This is a genomic window from Laedolimicola intestinihominis (genome assembly GCF_040096155.1).
GTDB classification, from domain to species: Bacteria; Bacillota; Clostridia; order Lachnospirales; family Lachnospiraceae; genus Laedolimicola; species Laedolimicola intestinihominis.
Window position 1 is genome coordinate 65777 of sequence record NZ_JBBMFE010000006.1, and the last position, 20508, is coordinate 86284.

Consider the following 20508-nt stretch of genomic DNA (forward strand, 5'->3'; position numbering starts at 1 on the left):
ATATTAAATCGTGATTTAGTAAATCGTGATTTATTTCTCCTCTTCCTTAATCTCCCAGTGAATCAAAAACGTCAGCGCAGCCCTGAGCGCAATAATTCCCGCCACCGTTCCGATTTCTTTCCAGTCCCGGACTACTACGGTTCGCAGGATCTCGCTTCCCAGCTTAAATTCCAGACCCATGGCCAGCCCTCGGGCCAGGGTCAGCTTTGTCTCCGGAGAGCGGTGCAGGTAACTCCAGAAGCCCCGCAGGCCTGAGAAAATGATAATGCCCACGCCGATAAATTCAAAGAGCAGAATCGCTCCGTCCACGATATTTTTCAGAATGAGGTGCAGTAATTCTAAAAATTCCATAGTAAAATCCCCCCGATGTTCCTTCGTAAAAAATTAAACTATTAAAATAAGTATAACATGAAAGATACAGATTTACTACAAAAGGAATGTATTTCAACCGGTAAATAATAAGGCCAGACTATCCTAAAAAACAAGATTGTAAATAGAAAGACAATCCTGTTTTTTATGGAAATACGAAGAAGCCATGAAATAAATTTTTATGTACAAAAAATAATATTTTATAAACTATCATAAAAATGACGAAAAATAAAATTAATTTTCATTGACATTTGGATAAAAAACGATTAAAATACAACTAGATAAAAAAATATTTCTTGAAAGAAATATAACAAGAAAAATTATTTTATGAAAACCAGGTAAAAATGAAAGGATGTCAATGGGAAAAGAAAGTGTAATTAACAATATCAAAGCAAAATATGAGGAGTTATTTCCGGCGGAAAAGAAAGTGGCAGATTACATTTTGAATCACATGGAAGAAGTGATGCTACTGAATGTATCGGAACTGGCCGGGAAAAGCGAGACCAGCGATGCGACGGTAGTAAGAGCCTGCAAGCATCTGGGCTACGGCGGATATTACCAGATGCGGATCTTGCTTTCTCATGATTTGGGAAAAAGCGAGAATAATAATAAAGAAGAAAAACTGGAGACGGCTCAGAAATTATTTTCCTATCATGGAGAACGTGTGAGATATCTGGCGGAACACATCAAGACAGAGACGCTGCTCAATGTGTCGAAGATTCTGATGACCAGCAGAAATACCCACATCGTGGGCGTGGGCAATACCGTTCCGGTGGTGATGGATCTGGGCTTTCGGCTGGAGCGGCACGGAGTTCCCTGCACCTACTCCATGCTGCCGGAGTATTATTACAACCACATCGCTCTCGGCAGCAGCCAGGACGCTATGATTGCCATTTCCAGAACAGGCGCTTCCAAACAGGTTATCCGCGCGGTGGAGATGGCCCATAAAAAAGGCATGAAGATCATCGTTATTACCGGGGAGCTGAACAAACAGATTACAGAATACGCGGATGAAGTGATTCATATCGCGGAGAAGAATAGTAATGAAGGTATAATTATCAAACCAGATTCCCATCTGCTTGAGATTGCCGTCAACGACGCCATTTTATATTCGGTCAAGAATTACAAAGAGCTGGCCGACGACATGGCGAAGCAGCAGGTGGAGAAGGAAAACATCGATATCCTGTTAAGTGAATTCAAACTATAGCAATATAGTGGAAAATAAAAGGGAAAGGAGGAAACACAATGATAGTTGGATTTAGAATTGATGAAAGACTGATTCATGGTCAGGTCATAGCCACATGGCTGAAAACACTGGGCGTAACCCATCTGATCGTAGCGAGCGATGAGGTCGCTGCAGATCCGAAACGCCAGCAGATTCTGAAAGTGATACTGCCTCAGAATGTGAAATGCCTGATCAAAAGCGTCAACGACGTGATCCGAGTGCTGAAGGATCCCAGATGCGATTCCATGCGAATTCTGCTGATTACAGGAAATCCGCAGGACGCCTGTCAGATCGCGAAGGAGATTCCGGTACTGAAGGAAGTGAACCTGGCCAATTACGGAAGTATCACGAAGCCGGACGTCAAGGACAAGATCAGTATTTCACCTATGGTGTATTTGGATCAAGAGGATGTCAAAGCGGCTAACGAACTTATTAACTTGGGATTAAAAGTGTATACGCAGAAAACACCCTCTGATCCAGTTAAAAGTATAGCAAAAATTTAAAGAAAAATCTAGAGAAAAATCAAGATATTTAAGGAGCAAAAACTATGTTAAATGCATTAATCGTAGCCTTGGCTTACTGGGCGTTATTATTGCTCTATAGACTGGGAGCCAACGGCATGGCTGACAGACCGATTTTTGTAGGACCGGTCATCGGATTATTATTAGGGGATATTACAACAGGAGTATTAATCGGAGCAGCACTTGAAGTTATCTATCTGGGCGTCGTGAACGTAGGCGGAGCACAGTCTACCGATACGCTTTACGCGACCTGTATGGCGGTAGCGCTGGCTATTATGACAGGCATCAATCAGGAAGCGGCGATCACGTTAGGTATCGCGTTGGGCTATATCGGCCTTCTGATGCTTCAGGTAACCAGAATTTTCTTCGCGTTCATGTGCCCGATTCTTGACCGGGTAGCAGAGGAGGGCAATTCCAGAAAGTTCTCGTTCATGTACATCGGCCATATTGTAGTGGGTTACGGCTTCGGCGCCATCACCATTTTCGTAGCTCTGGCAGCAGGCGCAGACGCGACACAGGCGTTCATCGATTCCCTGCATCCGGCTATCATGGGCGGTCTGCAGACAGCAGCCGGTTTACTTCCGGCACTGGGACTCGGCATCCTGTTAAATATGCTTTGGGATAACAAGAAAATCATGTACTTCTTCCTTGGCTTTGTTCTGGTGGTATACATGGCAATGCCGACCATCGCGCTGGCAGTTATCGGCGTCTTCCTGATGCTGACCGATCTCTACAGAAATCAGGATCTGCTGGCAGTTAAGAAACTGGTTTCCAAGGGCAAAATGACGGAAGAGGAGGAATTCTTTAATGAGTAATAGTGTTAAGGAAAATAAAGTTTTAAAGCGTATTCTGAATCGTAGCTGGGCGGTAGGAGCCGCATACAACAATGTGCGTGGTCAGGGTCACGGCGCGATTTACTGCTTATATCCTCTGCTGGACAAGCTGTATCCGAATCCGGAGGACAAAGAGAAAAAAGTAGAGGCTATCAAGAGACATGAGGTGTTTTACAACATCACCCCCCAGGTAAATACTATCGGACTTGGTATCTTCGCCGCTTTGGAGGAGAAGATTGCGGAAGACGATAACTTTGATAAGAGTACTGTAAACTCCATTAAAACAGCTATCATGGGACCGGCCAGCGGTATCGGCGACGCCATGTTCCAGGTTACGATTAAGCTGATTGCGGCCAGCATCGGTCTGAGCTTCGCGCAGAACGGCTCACCCCTTGGAGGTATTCTTTTCTTCCTGATTTTTAACCTCTGCAGCTGGTTTGTGCGGAAATATCTGATGAATCTGTCCTACAACGCAGGTGAAAAACTTGTGGCGACAGCAAGCGAGACAGGAATTATTCAGCTTCTGACCAACGCGGCTTCCATCATCGGTCTGTTCATGGTAGGTGGTCTGGTGGCAAATTCTGTAAAATTATCCCTGGCATTCAGCTGGGAGGCAGCAGGAGGAACCATTACCCTTCAGAGCTTCTTTGACGCGATTATGCCGAACTTCCTTCCGCTGGCAGCCACCCTTCTGGTTACATACGCACTGCGGAAAAAGGCAAACGCAAACCTGATTATGATTCTGATTATCGTGCTTTCCATCGTTGGAAAGTGGATTGGACTTTTCTAAAAAATAAGAAAGAGGAGGAAATGAAAAATGCTTGTTACAATGGCGGAAATTATGAACCGTGCGAGAGCGGAGGGCTATGGCGTGACAGCCCCCAATGTACAGAGTGAGGACACAGTCAGAGCGGTTATTAAGGTCGCAGAGGATCTGAACGCGCCGATGATCATCGACGTAAATGCGTTCATTCATCCGGATCTGCCCTGGTTTATTCAGATGATTCGTGAACTTTCTGAACTCTCTCCGGTGCCCATTGCCATCAATCTGGATCATGGAAAGACCTATGAGGATGTGATTCTGGGCATCCGTTCCGGTTGCACATCTGTCATGGTAGACCGCTCATCACTTTCCTATGAGGAAAATCTAGAGCAGACAAAGGAGATCGTAAAGATTGCGAAGGCTCTGGGTATCAGCGTAGAGGCTGAGCTGGGTCATGTGGGCATGGGTGCCAACTATGAGGTAGATGGCGTCAGCAATCTGACCGAGCCGGATCAGGCAGCGAAATTCATCCAGGAGACTGGCGTAGATTGCCTGGCAGTTGCCATCGGAACGGCGCACGGCAGATATAAGGGAACGCCACATATCGATTTTGAGCGTCTGGCCCAGATCGTGGAAGCCTGCGGTGATACACCATTGGTACTGCACGGTGGTTCCGGAACCGGTGACGAGAACCTGGCGAGAGCAGTCAGAAGTGGAATCCAGAAGGTAAATCTGGCGACGGAGCTGGTGGTAGCAGGAAAAGAGGAGCTGGTGGAATTCTTCAAGGATCCGAACTTTGATAAGTGGAAACTGATGCCCACATTCATCAAGGGCTACAGTGACAGACTGGCTCATTACGTAAAATTATTCGGACAGGATGGAAAGGCTTGGACTAGGTAGGTAACATATGATCAGATTTTTGATAGCGAGTCACGGACGCCTGGCGGACGGATTCAAAAGTACGGTAGAGGTTATCATCGGAAAAGATGTGGCGGACAAGATAGAGACAGTCAGTGCTTTTATAGGGGAAAGTATCGAGGACGCAAAGGGAAGGCTGGAAGCGGTGGTAAAAGCCATTCCGAAGGAGGAGCAGGTCATCATTTTCAGCGATATTATGCATGGAAGTGTGAATCAGTACCTGATGCCTTTCGTAGATGATGAAAGAGTATTTCTGATCACCGGAACGAGCTTTCCGTTGGTGTGCGATATTATTATCCAGTACTGTTTCTACGAAGACGCAAAGGTGGCTCCGGAGGAACTGGCGGCGGCCGTAGAGAGAGCAAAAGACGAGATCATTTTTGTAAACCAGGCAATGAAAAAGGAACAGTCAGAGAAAAACGAAGACGACTTTTTTGAATGATGAAGGAGTGGAAACTATGATTAGATTTGCAGACGCCTGCGGAAAGACAGGAAAAACCATAGCAGCCAGATTGCTGCCGGAGACAGATTTAATAGAGGGAATTGAAGCGGTATGCGAGAAAAACGGCGTGAAGCACGCGTACGTTACCTGCTTCGGATCCTTTGCGAAGACCGGATATATGTATCTGGTTCCGAAGCCGGAGGCAAAGATCGGCGCAGGCTACGGAGACGTATTTACCTGTGAGGGTCCGGTGGAATTCCTGAACGGAACCGGCGTGGTATGTCAGAATGATGGAAAGTACGACACCCATTTCCACGCGACCATGTGCGACAAGACCGGAAAGGTATTTGGCGGACACATTGTAAAAGGACAGACGCCCACATTAACCACCGTTGATTTGGTCATTGTTGAGATTGCGGATGTTGAGATGCTGAGAGTATTCGACGAGGAGACAGCGCTGACGCAGTTCCTTCCGAAAGCATAACAGGCAGATTTCAAAGGGATATCAGACACGGTTTGATATCCCTTTTGAGTTGTAATGGAGAAAGCAGATATGATGGGAAATATAAAACTGGGCGTTATCGCGGATGATTTTACGGGAGCCAGCGACGCGGCCTCATTTCTGGTCAAAGCCGGGTACCGGGTTATCCTGCTGACGGATGTCCGCGGGGTTCAGCCGCTGGACTGCGACTGCGTGGTTGTGGCGCAGAAGATACGAAGCGTGCCGCCCAAAGAGGCGATTCGCCAGGTGCAGGCGGCTCTGGGACTGTTCCGGGCGCTGGGCGTGGAGAAGGTATACTACAAATATTGTTCCACCTTCGACTCCACACCAAAGGGAAATATCGGAATCATCGGGGACTATCTGATGGAGGCGCTGGATGTGCCGTACACGCTTCTATGTCCCTCCCTTCCGGTAAACGGGAGAACCGTAAAAGACGGAAGGCTGTATGTGAACGGTCAGCCGTTGGACGAAAGCCCCATGAGAAATCATCCGTTGAATCCCATGTGGGATTCCTATATACCGAATCTGATGAAAGAGCAGTCCGGGTATCCCTGTTATGTTCTGGACAGGGAGACACTGAAACAGCCGTCAAAGGGTGTGAATGAAGCACAGAAAACTGGAAAATTTTACCTGGTCCCGGATTATGAGACGGAGGAGGATGGAAGGGCGATTCTCGCTGCCTTTCCGGATCTGCGTCTGTATACAGGCGGTTCGGGACTTTTGGAATATTTCGGCGGCGCAGGCGGACGGGGAGAAACGGTATACAAAAGCGAGGGCGACAGTGAAAAAGCGGTGATTCTCTGCGGAAGCTGCTCGGAAATGAGCGGCAGGCAGATCCGCAGTTATATCGAAAAAGGCCATCCCTTTGTCCGGATTGACTCGGAAAAGCTGCTGGCTGGGGAGGTAAACGCGGAGCAGATATTTGAGACAGTCCTGCAAAACCTCCCGGAGACGACAGTGGTATACAGCGACGGCGTAGAAAAAAATATGAGCGGCGTAGCGCGGGATGAGACGTTTACGAAGCTGTCTACGTTATTTGAAAAGTTGCTGGCAGATCTGAGCGAAAAAACACTGCAGGCCGGATTTGGTAAAATCGTGGTGGCAGGCGGTGAGACTTCAGGCGCGGTAACCCTCCGGCTCAACTATCACGCATACCATATCGGCCGAGTGATAGCGCCAGGCGTCCCCATGTTGATACCAGTGGAAAATCCGAAGCTGCAGCTGGCATTGAAATCCGGTAATTTCGGGGATGAAGAATTTTTTACGAAAAGTCTGAGTGAGGAGAAATAAAATATGAATGAGACAATGAAAGAGGTTATCTGGGTCGCCAATCAGTTATTTAACCGGGGACTGGTGACCGGTTCAACAGGAAATATCAGTTTCCGGGACGGAGATACGGTCTATATCTCAAAAAGCGGCGGTTGTTTCGGGCGGCTGGATGAAAATGGTTTTGCGAAAATTGCTTTGGATGGAACGATTCTGGAGGGAAGGCCCAGCAAAGAATATCCGCTGCATCTGGCCATGTACCGGGTTTCCGATGAAAATCAGGTCATCATCCATACCCATAGCTTTTACGCCACGCTGATTTCCTGTCTGAAGGATAAGGAAAAGGCGTTTGCCGGTTTATATGCGTATACGCCTTATCTGAATATGAAGACCGGCGGTCTTCTGAAGGCGGTTCCCTATCAGAAACCGGGCAGCAGGGAATTGTTCGCGGACTTTGAGGCAGTGGTGGATGAGAAGACCAAACTGTACTTTTTGAACAATCACGGAGTCGTACTGGGAGCGAAAAACGCGCTGGACGGCTTTTATACACTGGAAGAGCTGGAAACCAACTCAAAACTGTTGTATACGATTGAAAAATATGGAAAGGAGGAATTTCAGACCGTCTAGGAAAATAAAGTTCACACATTTTTAAGATTTATTTTATTGACAATCAAACCCAAGCGTACTAACATATAGGATACTATATAGGGAGCTATATAGTATCCTATTTATTATGAAAAAATTTGCAGAAGGAGGATCAACCAATGAGGAGGGGGCCCAGCCCAATCAGCAAGCGGATTCGGATTATCAACAACAAGTTCCGCGAGCTGTGGGATAAAAATCTTCTGAAATACAACCTGACCGGCATGCAGATGGAAATACTCTGCTATCTGAAATGCAATCCGGACAAGGAAATTCATCAGCGGGAGATCGAGTACTGGTTCCAGCTGAAAAACCCGACGGTGACCGGCATCCTGAACCGGTTGGAGGAAAAAGGCTATATCGCCAGGCGGCGCAATCCGGCTGACGGCAGATACCGGATTATAGAAGTGACGGAAAAAGGCAATCAGGTCATGGAGGATATGGGAGAGGGAGCCAGAAATCTGGACGAACGAATCTACGCCTGTATGACGGACGAGGAGCAGGCAAAGCTTCTGGAGCTTCTGGACCGGATCCTGGCGACTATGACGGAAAATGATGGAACAGAAGAACAGTTAGAGCAGCATAGAGAAAGAATCACACAAGGAGGGCACACATGCTGAAGACATTAAAGGCCTATATAGGCGAGTACAAAAAGACGGCCATCTCAGCGCCGATTTTTATTGTCTTCGAGGTTATCTTTGAGATGATCATTCCGCTTCTGATGGCGGCTATCATCGACAACGGACTTGAGACAGGCAACATGAAATATGTAATCACGATGGGACTGGTGATGCTTCTGGTATCCTTTGCGTCCCTGTTCTGCGGAGCTTTTGCCGCGAAGCAGGCGGCCATCGCGTCTACCGGCTTTGCGAAAAATGTAAGAGAGGGAATGTACAATCATATCCAGGAATTTTCCTTCTCCAATATCGATCATTTTTCTACCGCGGGACTGGTTACACGTCTGACCACCGATGTAACCAACGTACAGAACGCGTTCCAGATGATGATGCGTATGCTGATGCGTGCGCCGGTTATGCTGGTCACGGCCATGACTATGACCTTTATCATCAATGCCAGACTGTCCTGTGTATATCTGGTGGCGCTGGTATTCTTAGGAATCGTCATTGCCTTCCTGATGGGACGCGTAGGAAAATATTTCCGTGAAATGTTCGATAAATACGACGCCCTGAACGCGGATATCCAGGAAAATCTGACCGGTATCCGGGTAGTCAAGGCATACGTGCGTGAGGAGCATGAGAAGCAGAAGTTTGGCAAGGCCTCCGAGGCCGTATATCGCTGCGCGGTTCGGGCCCAGAAGCTGATGGTCAGCATGATGCCCACCATGCAGTTTACGGTTTACGCCTGTATCATCGCGGTGTCCTGGCTGGGTGCCAGAACCATCGTAGCGGGCAATATGACCACCGGCCAGCTGATGAGCCTCTTTACCTATACCATGAATATCATGATGAGCCTGATGTTCATCGCTATGGTAGCTGTTATGCTGACCATGGCCAAATCCTCCGCAGAGCGTATCTGCGAGGTCTTAAATGAAAAGAGCAGCCTGACCAATAAGGAGCAGGCTGTTACAGAGGTTCCCGACGGCTCCATTACCTTTGACAACGTATCCTTCAGCTATCGGAACGACGAGGGTAATCTGAATCTGGATCATATCAATCTGGAAATCAAATCCGGCGAGACTGTAGGGATCCTGGGCGGCACCGGAAGCGCCAAGTCTACGCTGGTACAGCTGATCCCCAGATTGTATGACGTAACAGGAGGAAGCGTCCGGGTAGGCGGCATCGACGTCCGGGATTACGACCTGGATTCCCTCCGGAATCAGGTGTCCATGGTGCTTCAGAAGAACGTGCTGTTTTCCGGCACCATCAAGGAAAACCTGCGCTGGGGCGATAAGGACGCCAGCGATGAGGAGCTGATCCGCGTCTGTAAGCTGGCCTGCGCCGATGAATTTATCCAGCGCTTCCCGGAGCAGTATGACACCTGGATTGAGCAGGGCGGCAGCAATGTGTCCGGCGGACAGAAGCAGCGTCTCTGTATCGCCAGAGCCCTGTTGAAGAAGCCGAGAATCCTGATTCTGGACGATTCCACCAGCGCGGTGGATACCCATACGGACGCCATGATCCGGAAGGCCTTCCGGGAGGAGATTCCCGATACCACCAAGATCATCATTGCCCAGCGTATCTCTTCCGTACAGGATTCGGATAAGATTATCGTGCTGGATGACGGCGCGGTGAGCGGCGTCGGAACCCATGCGGAATTATTGAAAAATAACGCAATTTACCGGGAAGTATACGAATCCCAGCAGAAGCCCACAGACAGCGAAGGAGGTGACGCAGAATGAGCAACAGCAAAAGACCGGGAGGTCCCGGAGGACCCAGAGGAATGAGAAAAGGCCCCAAGGCGAAAAACCCCATGAAGACGCTGAAGCGAATCTTCGCCATCATCGTAAAGGGCTATCCGATTCAGTGCGTACTGGTTATCATCGGTATCGTAGTCGGAGTACTGGCCAACGTATACGGCAGCTTATTCCTGCAGTCTCTGATCGATGACTACATTACACCCCTGGTGGGAAGCTCCGCGCCGGATTTCACACCGCTTTTGAAGGCGCTGGCCACCATGGCGGTGATTTATCTGGTGGGCGTGGTCTCCAACTATCTGTACAACCGCCTGATGATTTACATTTCCGAGGGCAGCCTGAAAAAAGTAAGGGACGGCCTGTTCGACCACATGGAGACCCTGGCGATTCCGTATTTTGACACCCATACCCACGGAGACCTGATGAGTATCTACACCAATGATACAGATACCCTGCGGCAGATGATCAGCCAGAGTATCCCGCAGCTGCTGTCCTCCGCCATTACCATCGTCAGCGTCTTCGCGTCCATGGTATACTTAAGCCCGATTCTGACCCTAATGATCGTTGCCATGGTATTCGTCATGACAAATGTCATCAAGAAAATCGGCGGCCAGTCCGGCCGGTACTTTATGGCGCAGCAGCAGGATCTGGGTAAAGTCAACGGCTACATTGAGGAAATGATGGACGGCCAGAAGGTGGTAAAGGTCTTCTGCCATGAGGAAGAAGCCAAGGCAAAATTCAAGGAGCTGAACGACAAGCTCTTTGACAGTGCCAGCAACGCGAACGTCTATGCGAACGTGCTGATGCCGGTAATGGGAAATATTGGAAATATCAATTATGTGCTGACCACCATTGTAGGATCTCTGCTGGCCATCGGCGGGATCGGCGGCCTGACCCTGGGCGGTCTTGCCTCCTTCCTGCAGCTGACAAGAAGTTTCAATCAGCCGATTGCGCAGATTGCCCAGCAGTTCAACTCTATCATTATGGCCCTGGCAGGCGCGGAGCGAATCTTCAACCTGATGGATGAGCCCTCTGAGCAGGACGGCGGTTACGTAACCCTGGTCAATGCCCGCTATGAGGGTGACAAGCTGGTGGAGGTGCCGGAGCGTACCGGTATCTGGGCCTGGAAGCATCCCCATCATGACGGTACCATCACATACACGGAGCTGAAGGGCGACGTAGTCATGGACGGGGTAGACTTTGGTTATACACCGGAAAAAACCGTACTTCACGACATTAAGCTCTACGCGAAGCCCGGACAGAAGGTGGCCTTCGTAGGCGCTACCGGAGCCGGAAAAACGACCATTACCAACCTGATCAACCGGTTTTACGATATTCAGGACGGAAAGATCCGTTACGACGGTATCAACATCAATAAGATTAAGAAGCAGGATCTGCGCCGTTCCCTGGGTATGGTACTTCAGGACAGCCACCTGTTTACCGGCACCGTAGCCGACAATATCCGGTACGGCAAGCTGGACGCCACCGACAGCGAGGTCAAGGGCGCAGCCATGCTGGCAGGCGCAGACAGCTTTATCAGGCACCTGCCCCAGGGCTATGATACCATGCTCACCGGAGACGGCGGCAACCTGTCCCAGGGACAGCGTCAGCTTCTGACCATCGCCCGTGCAGCCATTGCCGACCCGCCCGTCCTGATCCTGGATGAGGCGACGTCGAGCATCGACACCCGAACCGAAGCAATCGTCCAGCGAGGCATGGACAGCCTGATGCAGGGCCGTACGGTATTTGTCATTGCCCACCGCCTCTCCACCGTCCAGAACTCCGACGTGATCATGGTCCTGGAGCAGGGACGCATCATCGAGCGGGGCAATCACGAGGAACTGATTGCCCAGAAGGGCAAATATTATCAGCTCTATACCGGAGCCTTTGAACTCTCATAACCTTAATCTCGAAAACCAGCTCTGTGGGGTTCGAACACACGATTTTTGAACCTCGCAGAGCGTCCGTCTTAAAAGGAGCTTTTATGCGAGAAAAATTTCAACATTTTATGCAAGGCCGCTACGGCGCCGATCAGCTGTCCCGGTTTCTGACTACCATCGGCCTGGTTCTGATTATTCTGAACCTGTTTGTCCGCAGCAACATCATCGTCTACCTGGTCATGGCGATATTAGTCTACTGCTACTACCGCATGTTCTCCCGCGACTACAACCGCCGCTACGCCGAGAATCAGAAATTCCTGACCTGGCAAAATCGGGTAAAATACAAAGTAAATAACTGGAAGCGCAATTTAACTGACCGCAAAACCCACCACATCTACAAATGTCCAAACTGCCGTCAGAAAATCCGCGTCCCCAGGGGCAAAGGAAAAATTATCGTAACCTGTCCCAAATGCCGCACCGAATTCCAGAAAAAAAGCTAAAACCCAAAAAGCAATGCAGTCTGTAAAAAGATTGCATTGCTTTTTTTAATAGAACAAAGTGGAAAAATAACATTTCCCTGTGTATAAAAAAATCAGGAACCGCTCATAATGTGGATAGAAACGGATACCGTCCAGCGACGGCAGAAAGGAGATTCTATATTATGAAGAGGTTCAGAAAATACACAGCAGGACTGTTGCTGCTTGTACTGGTCCTGGGCGTAAGCGCCTGTGGCAATTCCGACAACAACGGCGGAACCAACAAGCCGAACACCGAAAACAACGGAACTACCAATAACGGAGCCACCACCGACGGCACCGTGAACAATGGAACCGTCAATGACGGCAACATCGTAGACGACGCCGTAGACGGCGCAGGCGACGCAGTCGAGGATGTAGGCGATGGCATCATGAACGGCGTGGATGACGTGGTAGACGGCACAGAAAATGTGGTGGACGATATGACGAATGGGACAACGAACACCAATAACGGCACCACAAACCAGACCACTCGTTAAGCCTGAAAAGAAAGCAAAAAGCAATGCCCTGCAGATCGAGATGGATTTGCAGGGCAATTTTATGGGAAAACCTGGTCTGACGGTGAGATTCTTTGTGATTCCCGTCTTGCAGACCCGTCCAAAATGCGCTATACTGTAGACTGAATCGGCGCGCGGGAAAAGCGCCGGAAGCAAGAGAAAGAAAAGGGCAGGGATAAAACAATGAAGTGCATTACTGTAAAAGAATTATATCGCAACACCGAAAGCTATCTGGATAAGGAAATCACAGTAGCAGGCTGGCTCCGCAGTAACCGTGGCTCCAAGGCCTTCGGCTTCCTGGTTATGGGAGACGGAAGCTGCTTCCAGACACTGCAGATCGTATACCATGATAACATGGAGAATTTTAAAGAGGTTTCCAAGCTGAACGTGGGCGCAGCTGTGATTGTAAAGGGAACTCTGGTTGCTACACCGGAGGCAAAGCAGCCCTTCGAGATTCAGGCAGAAGAGGTTGTGGTAGAGGGCGATTCCGCGCCGGATTATCCGCTGCAGAAGAAGCGCCACTCCTTCGAGTATCTGAGAACCATTCCCCATCTGCGCGCCAGAACCAATACCTTTCAGGCTGTATTCCGGGTTCGCTCCCTGATTGCCTACGCGATTCACCAGTTCTTCCAGGAGAGAGGCTTCGTATACGTACATACGCCGCTGATTACCGGAAGCGACTGCGAGGGCGCAGGCGAGATGTTCCAGGTGACCACGCTGGATCTGAACAATGTACCGAAGACCGAAGAGGGACAGATCGATTACAGTCAGGACTTCTTCGGAAAAGAGACGAATCTGACCGTAAGCGGACAGCTGAACGGCGAGACCTACGCTATGGCGTTCCGTGATATCTATACCTTTGGACCGACCTTCCGCGCGGAGAATTCCAATACCACACGCCATGCGGCTGAGTTCTGGATGATTGAGCCGGAGATGGCCTTTGCGGATCTGGAAGACAATATGGAAGTAGCCGAGGCTATGCTGAAATATGTCATCAGCTACGTGCTGGAGAATGCTCCGGAGGAGATGAATTTCTTCAACCAGTTTGTGGACAAGGGACTTTTGGACAGACTGCACGGCGTGCTGAATTCCGAGTTCGGTCATGTGACCTACACCGAGGCCATTGAAATTCTGGAGAAGAACAACGACAACTTTGATTATAAGGTAAGCTGGGGCTGCGATCTGCAGACCGAGCATGAGCGTTATCTGACCGAGCAGGTCTTCAAGCGCCCGATTTTCGTAACAGATTACCCGAAGGACATCAAGGCCTTCTATATGAAGCTGAACGAGGACGGCAAGACCGTAGCCGCTATGGACTGTCTGGTACCGGGTATCGGTGAGATCATCGGCGGAAGCCAGAGAGAGGACGACCTGGAGAAGCTGACCGGTCGTATGCAGGAGCTGGGTCTGAAGGAAGAGGATTACGGCTTCTACCTTGACCTGCGGAAATACGGCTCTGTCCGTCATTCCGGCTTTGGCCTGGGCTTCGAGCGCTGCGTGATGTATCTGACCGGTATGGGCAATATCCGCGACGTGATTCCGTTCCCGAGAACCGTAAATAACTGCGAGCTGTAATCAGAATCTAATATTTTACAAATTATATGGAAATGTAATTAGAATATCTGTATCATTCTCTGATTGGGGGTGGTGCAGATATTTTTATATTCAAAGATTTCGGGAGAGACATATTTTTTCATTTTCTTTTTTCATGGAAAGGGTTCTTTATAAAACGATAGCATCGTGTTAGAATAAAAGCTGAGAATAAAAGCAAAAGGAGCAGAGAGGGATCCATGGAAAATCAGTCCAGCCAGTACGCAACCGAATACGAAATCCTCGATCTGGTCAAGCTGAAGCTCTACCAGCGTCTCCACGGCCTTGCGCCTGTGTTGGGAGCGGTGAAGTTTCAGATAGAGGAGACGAAGCAGCTGGTACAGAAGAATCTGGATCCGAAGGAGTTGGAGCAGAAATCAGACGCAGAGGGTTGGGAGAGTGAAAAGAAAGTCTGCGTGGGCTTCCGAACCGATGGCCATGCTTTCTACCTTTCCCAGTTCCGTCTCCAGTCCGATTTCCTGCATAGCAGCGACTTCCTCTCACAGGAGCTGCTGCATATGCTCAGTCACTGTCTCCTGGGGCACCCCTTCGAGGCCTGGCGCGTCGAACAGGAGGAGCGCAAGGGCTGGGAGGCTGCCTGCGACGAGAAAGCCTGGGAGCTGACGGAAGAACTGTGGGGAAAGCCCATCCCGGAAAAGCCGCCTGTGGACGACCACAGTCTCTGGGGACAGAAGCCTGACGAGCGGGAAAAGGCCTTCTGGCAGGGGCAGGGGGAGAAGCTGCTTCGAAGCGGCAATCCCAGAGGAAAACGGAAAGCGGGGACGGCGAAGCGGCACCGCACCCGGCAGCTGGTTCCGGCAGCCGGTCAGCGGGGCGATTATCGGAGTATTTTAAGAGGCCTGTCCTCCTACCGGGAGGACAGCCGCCTGAATCTGGACGAGTTTCAGTATTCCTGGTACACTTACGGACTGGAAATGTATAGAAATATGCCGCTGATAGAACCGCTGGAATACAGTGAGGAACGGAAAATCGCCGACCTGGTCATTGTCATCGATACCTCCGGTTCCTGTGAAAAAGAACTGGTGCGGGTATTCCTGGAGGAGACCAGGGGGATTCTGGAACAGGATCGCCTGTTTTTCCGAAGCTTCTGCCTGCACCTGATCCAATGCGACAATCAGATCCAGCAGGACGACTGCATTCACAGCCGGGAAGAATTCGAAAAATATCTGGAGCACCTGGAGATCCGGGGCGGGGGCGGGACAGATTTCCGTCCGGCCTTCGCGCGGATTGAGGAGCTGAGGCAGCGGGGAGAGCTGCGGGATTTACAGGGAATTCTGTATTTTACGGACGGCTGCGGCTGGTATCCGAAGAAGGAGCCGGACTATCAGGTCTGGTTCGTAATGCTGCAGGGGCATTTTGACAGTATCGATATGCCGGACTGGGTACACAGACTGGTATTGGAGGAGAAAAGGGCATGAATATACAGGAAGCAAAAGAAGAAATCAAAAAGACAGTCCGGGCTTATACGGCCAGAACGGCGGCGGGAACCTTCCGGATCCCGGTGCCGCGCCAACGTCCGGTGCTGCTCATCGGCCCGCCGGGCATTGGCAAGACCGCCATCATGGAGCAGATTGCCGGAGAATGCGGCGTCGGCCTGGTGTCTTACACCATGACCCACCATACCCGCCAGAGCGCCATCGGCTTGCCGGTATTGACGGAAAGGCAGTTCGCGGGAAAAGAGTATACCGTGACCTCCTATACCATGAGTGAAATCATTGCGTCGGTCTACGGGCAGATCGAGAAAACCGGCTGCACCGACGGCATCCTGTTCTTGGATGAAATCAACTGCGTGTCAGAGACCCTGATGCCCGCCATGCTGCAGTTTCTCCAGTATAAGACCTTCGGAAGCCATGCGTTGCCCGAGGGCTGGGTCATCGTGGCGGCCGGTAATCCGCCTGCCTACAACCGTTCGGTGCGGGAATTCGATACGGTTACTCTGGATCGGGTACGCTATATGAAGGTGGAACCGGATTTCCCCATCTGGAAGCATTATGCGGTGGAGCGCGGCCTACACCCGGCGGTATTGTCCTTCCTGGAGCTGCGTCCGGAACGCTTTTACGTGATGGAGCCTGGCGAGAAGGGCTTTGTGACCGGACGGGCCTGGGAAGATTTGTCAGAGATACTGCTGACCATGGAGGAGCTGGAGCTTGGCGTGGAGGAGGCGCTGTTCGGCCAGTATCTTCAGGACGAGGACACGGCGACGGAATTTACCTTTTATTACCGTCTTTATGAAAAATGGAAGAAGGAGCTGAAGCCCGAGCAGATTCTGACCGGAGCAGCGGACGTGCCGACGAATCTGCCGTCCCTGCCCTTTGACGAGCGTCTCTGCATCGTCTGGCTTTTGTTACAGCGTATTTACGCCCTGGGAGGGGCGTACGAGGAACAGCAGAAGCTGTCCGACAGTTTGCGCTTCTTTGCGGACGGCCTGGGACAGGGAACCGCAGAGCAGCTGACAGCGCTTGTGGACGAGCGCCTGGACCGTCGGAGAAAGAGCCTGGCGGTCCGCAAAGAAAACGGTCTGCTGGATGCAGGGGAAGAAGAACGGGAACAGCGGCTTTTCAACGTGATCCGGGACTGCAGGGAGGCAGTCAGGACAGGCGGAGCCGCAGACGCATTTTCGGAGAGAAGCGGACAGGAACAAAAGCGGGCAGAGCGGCAGCGGAAAGAACTGACCGCGGCCATGCAAAACGGCGCGGCATTCGTCCGTGAAGCCTTCGGGGAAAAGCAGGAGCTGGTCATCTTCCTGACCGGCATCCGGGAGCGTTCCGTCTGTGCGGGAATCCTGAAGAGGGAGCCGGAGCTTCGGACGCAAGCGGAGCAGCTTCTGGGCGCAGACCGGCGGGAAGCGGAGCTTCGAAAACGGCTGTAATAAAACAGAAAAATGACAGAAGGGGGAAGAGAGCAGATGAGAAAAATATATAAACGCTAAAGGTCGAAAACAGGGAAAAACATCCCCTTGACCCGGATTGTAATTTCAGGGTGTGTATGATATACTGGACAAAATAAAAGAAAGAACGCAATGGGAGTGAAACTCGTTGCGAAAGAGAAAAACAGACATGAGTGAGCATACACATCCCCATACACACATCGCGCCGGATGGTACGGTATACGAGCACACCCACATAGACGACAGCCACAGCCATGAGGGCGGCCATCCCCATAGTCATGGTCACACCCACACCCACCAGAACACCAAGGCAGTCCTGAACCGCCTCTCCAGGGCCATCGGCCATATGGAATCCATCAAGAGGATGGTGGAGGACGGCCGGGACTGCAGCGAAGTGCTGGTACAGCTTTCCGCCGTCAAAGCCGCCATCAACAACACGGCCAAAGTGATCCTGAAAGACCACATCGAACACTGTATGGTAGACGCCGTTGAAAGCGGCGACCATGAAGCTATCGAAGAGCTGACCGCAGCCATCGACCGGTTTATCAAATAAATAAAAAAATCTTCATAAAAATTTAAACAAAGCTACGGAAAAATGCGCTAAGATAACAGAAACAGGAGGCGCAAGAATATGAAGAGAAAAAAGATATTGCTATGCATATTGCTGACCGCAGCCCTGCTGGTCGGCTGCAATGCCAAAAACATAGATACGGATACGACGACACCATCCCAGGGTACCGACGACACCGCAGATTCCGATACCCCGCTGATATCCGAGGACGAAAAATCCGGAAGCGTCACCTCGCTGGCCGTCAATATCCCGACCAAGATAAACGGAAAGGAATTTACCATAACCACCGAGCAGGCCTATCCGGACGACGATGAGATTCTTGCAGTCAACGCTATATACGGGGATCAGACCCTGAAGCTGGATGAAAGTCTGGGGGTAAAGGGTATCTACGAGGTAGTTCAGAAGGACGGTACCTATATGCTGACAGAAACCGGCACCTTCAATGACTGGCGGGTGGTCTATCTGCTTCGGGCAGATGCGAAGGAAATCACCGAGACAGATGTGATAGATGGTTCTCTGGGTGATATACCAAAGAATCCCGAGGACGGATTTTCTATTACCTCCAAGATAGACGTGCTGGGCAGCTATGGCGGCACCAGGACTTACACCATTGAAAACGGCCGCTTTACCACAGACAGCACGCTGTATGAATTCCGGGGCACTCCGGACGGATACAGGCCTGTGCTAACCGTAACAGGCGAGATCAGCTGCCGGATCGAAGGCGGCAGTACGGAGCTGAAGCCTGGCGATATCATCACCCCGACGGCATATTCGGAGGACGGAGTATTCTATTTTGAAAGGGAGGACGGCACTCCGGGCAGCTTCCAGGTGGATCTGGACGAAGAAGGAAATTACGCATATACAATTGGCGGCGTAGATGAGAATGAGCTGTTTGAATCACTGCCCTATGCAGGTTAAAGACAGGTGTGACACCCGGTCGGAAGGAATCCTTCCGCCGGGTGTTTTTGCGCGAATTTGAAAGGATTATTTTTAGGGACGAGAATTGAAGTCAGGGAGTGAATCACTCCAAATATTCCAGAGATTGTGAGCCCACAAAAGATAGCGACGCCTTTACTTTGGCAAAAGAATTAAATATAATAAAGGAAGGAGAGATGAGGAGGTATATGATTATGCCGCTTATGGAAAAGGAACACTATACGATCGAAGATATTTATGCGTTGCCGGAAGGAGAAAGGGCAGAACTGATAGACGGGCAGATGTATATGATGTCACCGCCTGGAAGAAGACATCAGTGGCTTTCTACTTATCTATTGACGGAAATAAGCCTCTATATCAGAAGTAAGAAGGGGACATGTGAGGTATATGCGGCTCCCTTTGGCGTATTCCTGAAAAATGAAAAAGGAGAGGACGATTATCTGGAACCGGATATTGTGGTAGTATGCGATCTGGACAAGCTGGACGAAAAAGGCTGTCATGGCGCTCCAGACTGGGTGATAGAGATTGTATCGCCCTCTAGTAAGAAGCGGGATTACCTGAAAAAGACTGCGATTTATATGGAGCAGGGTGTCCGGGAATACTGGATTGTGGATCCGATGCGCGAGGTGACCGTAGTTTATAAGCGTGAGGAAGAAGGCTTCCCGGTAATATACAAATTCGGCGAGTCGGTAAAGGCAGGGATATACGAAGAACTTGAGATTACGATAAAGTAATTTCCTCGCCGCTTTGTTAAAAAATTAGCAACTAAGTCTCAAAAGGCACATTTGTGCTTAAATGAGTGTAAAAAAAGCCATGGTTGAACAATATAGACGTTTCAACCATGGCTTTTTTGTTGAAAAAGTGCTTATAATGGCAAAATGTACAAAAACGAATACAATGTCCTATAATCTAATCATCAAAGTAAACAACACAAACGTGAGGAGGAACATAAAACTATGGCAAGTAATTACAGAGAACCGAACATTATCTTCGAGGGATGGACCGACAAACCGGGTACCGGTATCATCGTGACAGGAGCAGCGAGCGGAATCGGAGCCGCCACCGCGATTCTGGCAGCACAGCACGGATTGAAGGTAGCAGCCTGGGATATGTTCGTAGAGGGCGTACAGGAGACTATCGAGCGTGCAGGCGAATTCGGCTGCAACATCAAACCGATTCAGGCAGACCTGTCCTCTGACGAGGCAGTAGACAGAGCTATGAAAGAGACCCTGGAGTTCTGCAAGCCGAAGTATCTGGCCAACGTAGCAGGCCCGAAGATGCTGAACACCCAGTGGAATTATGAGCAGGTAGTCGGAATCGCATGTGCGATGATTCATCGCCTCTGCATTGCATTTGAGGCACTGGATCTGGATGAGGGCGCAGCCGTAGTAAACGTAGCGGCAGTAGCCGGAATCTTCGAGGGCGGCGGCGGAGATCCTTGGTACGCGACAGCAAAGGCCGGTATCGCAGGCTATACCAAGAATCAGGCAGATGCTCTGAAGGGACGTGTTCGTATGAACTGCGTATGCCCGGGAGGCCCGATTCACACTCCGAGAAACCACAGCGCAGTAGAAGGCGAATTCATGCAGCATCTGATTTCCATCAACCCCATGGGACGACCGGGACGTCCGGAGGAGGAAGCAAGCGTTATCCTGTTCCTGCTCGGACCGGCATCCAGCTATGTAAACGGACAGGTTATCGCAGTAGACGGCGGACTGACACTGGCAAGATAGGC

General features: G+C 50.3%; 22 protein-coding genes. 21 read left to right on the forward strand and 1 reads right to left on the reverse strand.

Annotation, left to right across the window (positions count from 1 at the left end; genetic code table 11):
* Positions 1–30: 30 nt before the first annotated feature.
* Complete coding sequence (locus WMO29_RS08215) at positions 31–351, reverse strand: DUF1622 domain-containing protein (protein ID WP_349164442.1); 321 nt, start codon at positions 349–351, stop codon at positions 31–33.
* A gap of 376 nt (positions 352–727) precedes the next feature.
* On the opposite strand from WMO29_RS08215, the gene WMO29_RS08220 reads away from it, so the two are divergent.
* From WMO29_RS08220 to WMO29_RS08320, 21 genes are all read left to right on the forward strand, one after another.
* A complete protein-coding gene (locus WMO29_RS08220) occupies positions 728–1576 on the forward strand; it encodes a MurR/RpiR family transcriptional regulator (RefSeq protein ID WP_349164443.1) in 849 nt (282 codons plus the stop codon).
* A 38-nt stretch (positions 1577–1614) separates the two neighbouring features.
* Positions 1615–2097, forward strand: coding sequence for a PTS sugar transporter subunit IIB (locus WMO29_RS08225; RefSeq protein WP_349164444.1), 483 nt, complete (start codon positions 1615–1617; stop codon positions 2095–2097).
* A gap of 44 nt (positions 2098–2141) precedes the next feature.
* Positions 2142–2930, forward strand: a complete 789-nt coding sequence (locus WMO29_RS08230; protein ID WP_349164445.1) for a PTS mannose/fructose/sorbose/N-acetylgalactosamine transporter subunit IIC — start codon at positions 2142–2144, stop codon at positions 2928–2930.
* The gene (locus WMO29_RS08235) at positions 2923–3738 is read left to right on the forward strand and encodes a PTS system mannose/fructose/sorbose family transporter subunit IID (RefSeq protein ID WP_349164447.1); all 816 of its coding nucleotides are present in this window, start codon (positions 2923–2925) and stop codon (positions 3736–3738) included. Before WMO29_RS08230 ends, WMO29_RS08235 begins: the two co-directional genes overlap by 8 nt.
* Positions 3739–3765: 27 nt before the next feature.
* The gene (locus WMO29_RS08240) at positions 3766–4611 is read left to right on the forward strand and encodes a class II fructose-bisphosphate aldolase (RefSeq protein WP_349164448.1); all 846 of its coding nucleotides are present in this window, start codon (positions 3766–3768) and stop codon (positions 4609–4611) included.
* A 7-nt stretch (positions 4612–4618) separates the two neighbouring features.
* Positions 4619–5071 (forward strand): PTS sugar transporter subunit IIA, encoded by a 453-nt coding sequence (locus WMO29_RS08245; RefSeq protein WP_349164450.1) that lies wholly within the window; start codon positions 4619–4621, stop codon positions 5069–5071.
* Between the two features lie 16 nt (positions 5072–5087).
* A complete protein-coding gene (locus WMO29_RS08250) occupies positions 5088–5555 on the forward strand; it encodes a PPC domain-containing DNA-binding protein (protein WP_349164451.1) in 468 nt (155 codons plus the stop codon).
* A 69-nt stretch (positions 5556–5624) separates the two neighbouring features.
* On the forward strand, positions 5625–6863 hold the full coding sequence (otnK, locus tag WMO29_RS08255) for a 3-oxo-tetronate kinase (RefSeq protein WP_349164452.1): 1239 nt from the start codon (positions 5625–5627) through the stop codon (positions 6861–6863).
* A 3-nt stretch (positions 6864–6866) separates the two neighbouring features.
* A complete protein-coding gene (locus WMO29_RS08260; RefSeq protein ID WP_349164453.1) occupies positions 6867–7466 on the forward strand; it encodes a class II aldolase/adducin family protein in 600 nt (199 codons plus the stop codon).
* 137 nt (positions 7467–7603) lie between these two features.
* The gene (locus tag WMO29_RS08265; protein WP_349164454.1) at positions 7604–8101 is read left to right on the forward strand and encodes a MarR family winged helix-turn-helix transcriptional regulator; all 498 of its coding nucleotides are present in this window, start codon (positions 7604–7606) and stop codon (positions 8099–8101) included.
* Positions 8095–9840 carry an ABC transporter ATP-binding protein gene (locus tag WMO29_RS08270; protein ID WP_349164455.1) on the forward strand — a complete coding sequence of 582 codons (1746 nt, stop codon included), beginning with the start codon at positions 8095–8097 and terminating at the stop codon, positions 9838–9840. The genes WMO29_RS08265 and WMO29_RS08270 overlap by 7 nt, the downstream gene beginning before the upstream one ends.
* Positions 9837–11756, forward strand: a complete 1920-nt coding sequence (locus WMO29_RS08275; protein ID WP_349164457.1) for an ABC transporter ATP-binding protein — start codon at positions 9837–9839, stop codon at positions 11754–11756. The genes WMO29_RS08270 and WMO29_RS08275 overlap by 4 nt, the downstream gene beginning before the upstream one ends.
* An 83-nt stretch (positions 11757–11839) precedes the next feature.
* A complete protein-coding gene (locus tag WMO29_RS08280; protein WP_349164458.1) occupies positions 11840–12235 on the forward strand; it encodes a hypothetical protein in 396 nt (131 codons plus the stop codon).
* A 161-nt stretch (positions 12236–12396) separates the two neighbouring features.
* On the forward strand, positions 12397–12750 hold the full coding sequence (locus WMO29_RS08285) for a hypothetical protein (protein ID WP_349164459.1): 354 nt from the start codon (positions 12397–12399) through the stop codon (positions 12748–12750).
* A 201-nt stretch (positions 12751–12951) separates the two neighbouring features.
* Positions 12952–14343 (forward strand): asparagine--tRNA ligase, encoded by a 1392-nt coding sequence (gene asnS, locus WMO29_RS08290; RefSeq protein ID WP_349164460.1) that lies wholly within the window; start codon positions 12952–12954, stop codon positions 14341–14343.
* Positions 14344–14558: 215 nt separating this feature from the next.
* Entirely contained in the window at positions 14559–15797 is a 1239-nt protein-coding gene (locus WMO29_RS08295) for a VWA-like domain-containing protein (RefSeq protein WP_349164461.1), read from the forward strand.
* A complete protein-coding gene (locus WMO29_RS08300) occupies positions 15794–17248 on the forward strand; it encodes an ATP-binding protein (RefSeq protein WP_349164462.1) in 1455 nt (484 codons plus the stop codon). Before WMO29_RS08295 ends, WMO29_RS08300 begins: the two co-directional genes overlap by 4 nt.
* 187 nt (positions 17249–17435) lie before the next feature.
* Positions 17436–17819 (forward strand): metal-sensing transcriptional repressor, encoded by a 384-nt coding sequence (locus WMO29_RS08305; RefSeq protein WP_349164463.1) that lies wholly within the window; start codon positions 17436–17438, stop codon positions 17817–17819.
* A gap of 78 nt (positions 17820–17897) precedes the next feature.
* The gene (locus WMO29_RS08310) at positions 17898–18755 is read left to right on the forward strand and encodes a hypothetical protein (protein WP_349164464.1); all 858 of its coding nucleotides are present in this window, start codon (positions 17898–17900) and stop codon (positions 18753–18755) included.
* A 212-nt stretch (positions 18756–18967) separates the two neighbouring features.
* Positions 18968–19507, forward strand: a complete 540-nt coding sequence (locus tag WMO29_RS08315; protein WP_349164466.1) for a Uma2 family endonuclease — start codon at positions 18968–18970, stop codon at positions 19505–19507.
* 222 nt (positions 19508–19729) lie between these two features.
* Positions 19730–20506: an SDR family NAD(P)-dependent oxidoreductase gene (locus tag WMO29_RS08320; protein ID WP_349164467.1), complete on the forward strand. Its 777-nt coding sequence runs from the start codon at positions 19730–19732 to the stop codon at positions 20504–20506.
* Positions 20507–20508 lie beyond the last annotated feature (2 nt).

Excerpts from the sequence above, each read along its gene's own strand:
- WMO29_RS08215 (WP_349164442.1), bottom strand. The coding sequence starts at position 351 with ATGGAATTTTTAGAATTACTGCACCTCATTCTGAAAAATATCGTGGAC.
- WMO29_RS08220 (WP_349164443.1), top strand. The coding sequence starts at position 728 with ATGGGAAAAGAAAGTGTAATTAACAATATCAAAGCAAAATATGAGGAG.
- WMO29_RS08225 (WP_349164444.1), top strand. The coding sequence starts at position 1,615 with ATGATAGTTGGATTTAGAATTGATGAAAGACTGATTCATGGTCAGGTC.
- WMO29_RS08230 (WP_349164445.1), top strand. The coding sequence starts at position 2,142 with ATGTTAAATGCATTAATCGTAGCCTTGGCTTACTGGGCGTTATTATTG.
- WMO29_RS08235 (WP_349164447.1), top strand. The coding sequence starts at position 2,923 with ATGAGTAATAGTGTTAAGGAAAATAAAGTTTTAAAGCGTATTCTGAAT.
- WMO29_RS08240 (WP_349164448.1), top strand. The coding sequence starts at position 3,766 with ATGCTTGTTACAATGGCGGAAATTATGAACCGTGCGAGAGCGGAGGGC.
- WMO29_RS08245 (WP_349164450.1), top strand. The coding sequence starts at position 4,619 with ATGATCAGATTTTTGATAGCGAGTCACGGACGCCTGGCGGACGGATTC.
- WMO29_RS08250 (WP_349164451.1), top strand. The coding sequence starts at position 5,088 with ATGATTAGATTTGCAGACGCCTGCGGAAAGACAGGAAAAACCATAGCA.
- otnK (WP_349164452.1), top strand. The coding sequence starts at position 5,625 with ATGATGGGAAATATAAAACTGGGCGTTATCGCGGATGATTTTACGGGA.
- WMO29_RS08260 (WP_349164453.1), top strand. The coding sequence starts at position 6,867 with ATGAATGAGACAATGAAAGAGGTTATCTGGGTCGCCAATCAGTTATTT.
- WMO29_RS08265 (WP_349164454.1), top strand. The coding sequence starts at position 7,604 with ATGAGGAGGGGGCCCAGCCCAATCAGCAAGCGGATTCGGATTATCAAC.
- WMO29_RS08270 (WP_349164455.1), top strand. The coding sequence starts at position 8,095 with ATGCTGAAGACATTAAAGGCCTATATAGGCGAGTACAAAAAGACGGCC.
- WMO29_RS08275 (WP_349164457.1), top strand. The coding sequence starts at position 9,837 with ATGAGCAACAGCAAAAGACCGGGAGGTCCCGGAGGACCCAGAGGAATG.
- WMO29_RS08280 (WP_349164458.1), top strand. The coding sequence starts at position 11,840 with ATGCGAGAAAAATTTCAACATTTTATGCAAGGCCGCTACGGCGCCGAT.
- WMO29_RS08285 (WP_349164459.1), top strand. The coding sequence starts at position 12,397 with ATGAAGAGGTTCAGAAAATACACAGCAGGACTGTTGCTGCTTGTACTG.
- asnS (WP_349164460.1), top strand. The coding sequence starts at position 12,952 with ATGAAGTGCATTACTGTAAAAGAATTATATCGCAACACCGAAAGCTAT.
- WMO29_RS08295 (WP_349164461.1), top strand. The coding sequence starts at position 14,559 with ATGGAAAATCAGTCCAGCCAGTACGCAACCGAATACGAAATCCTCGAT.
- WMO29_RS08300 (WP_349164462.1), top strand. The coding sequence starts at position 15,794 with ATGAATATACAGGAAGCAAAAGAAGAAATCAAAAAGACAGTCCGGGCT.
- WMO29_RS08305 (WP_349164463.1), top strand. The coding sequence starts at position 17,436 with ATGAGTGAGCATACACATCCCCATACACACATCGCGCCGGATGGTACG.
- WMO29_RS08310 (WP_349164464.1), top strand. The coding sequence starts at position 17,898 with ATGAAGAGAAAAAAGATATTGCTATGCATATTGCTGACCGCAGCCCTG.
- WMO29_RS08315 (WP_349164466.1), top strand. The coding sequence starts at position 18,968 with ATGCCGCTTATGGAAAAGGAACACTATACGATCGAAGATATTTATGCG.
- WMO29_RS08320 (WP_349164467.1), top strand. The coding sequence starts at position 19,730 with ATGGCAAGTAATTACAGAGAACCGAACATTATCTTCGAGGGATGGACC.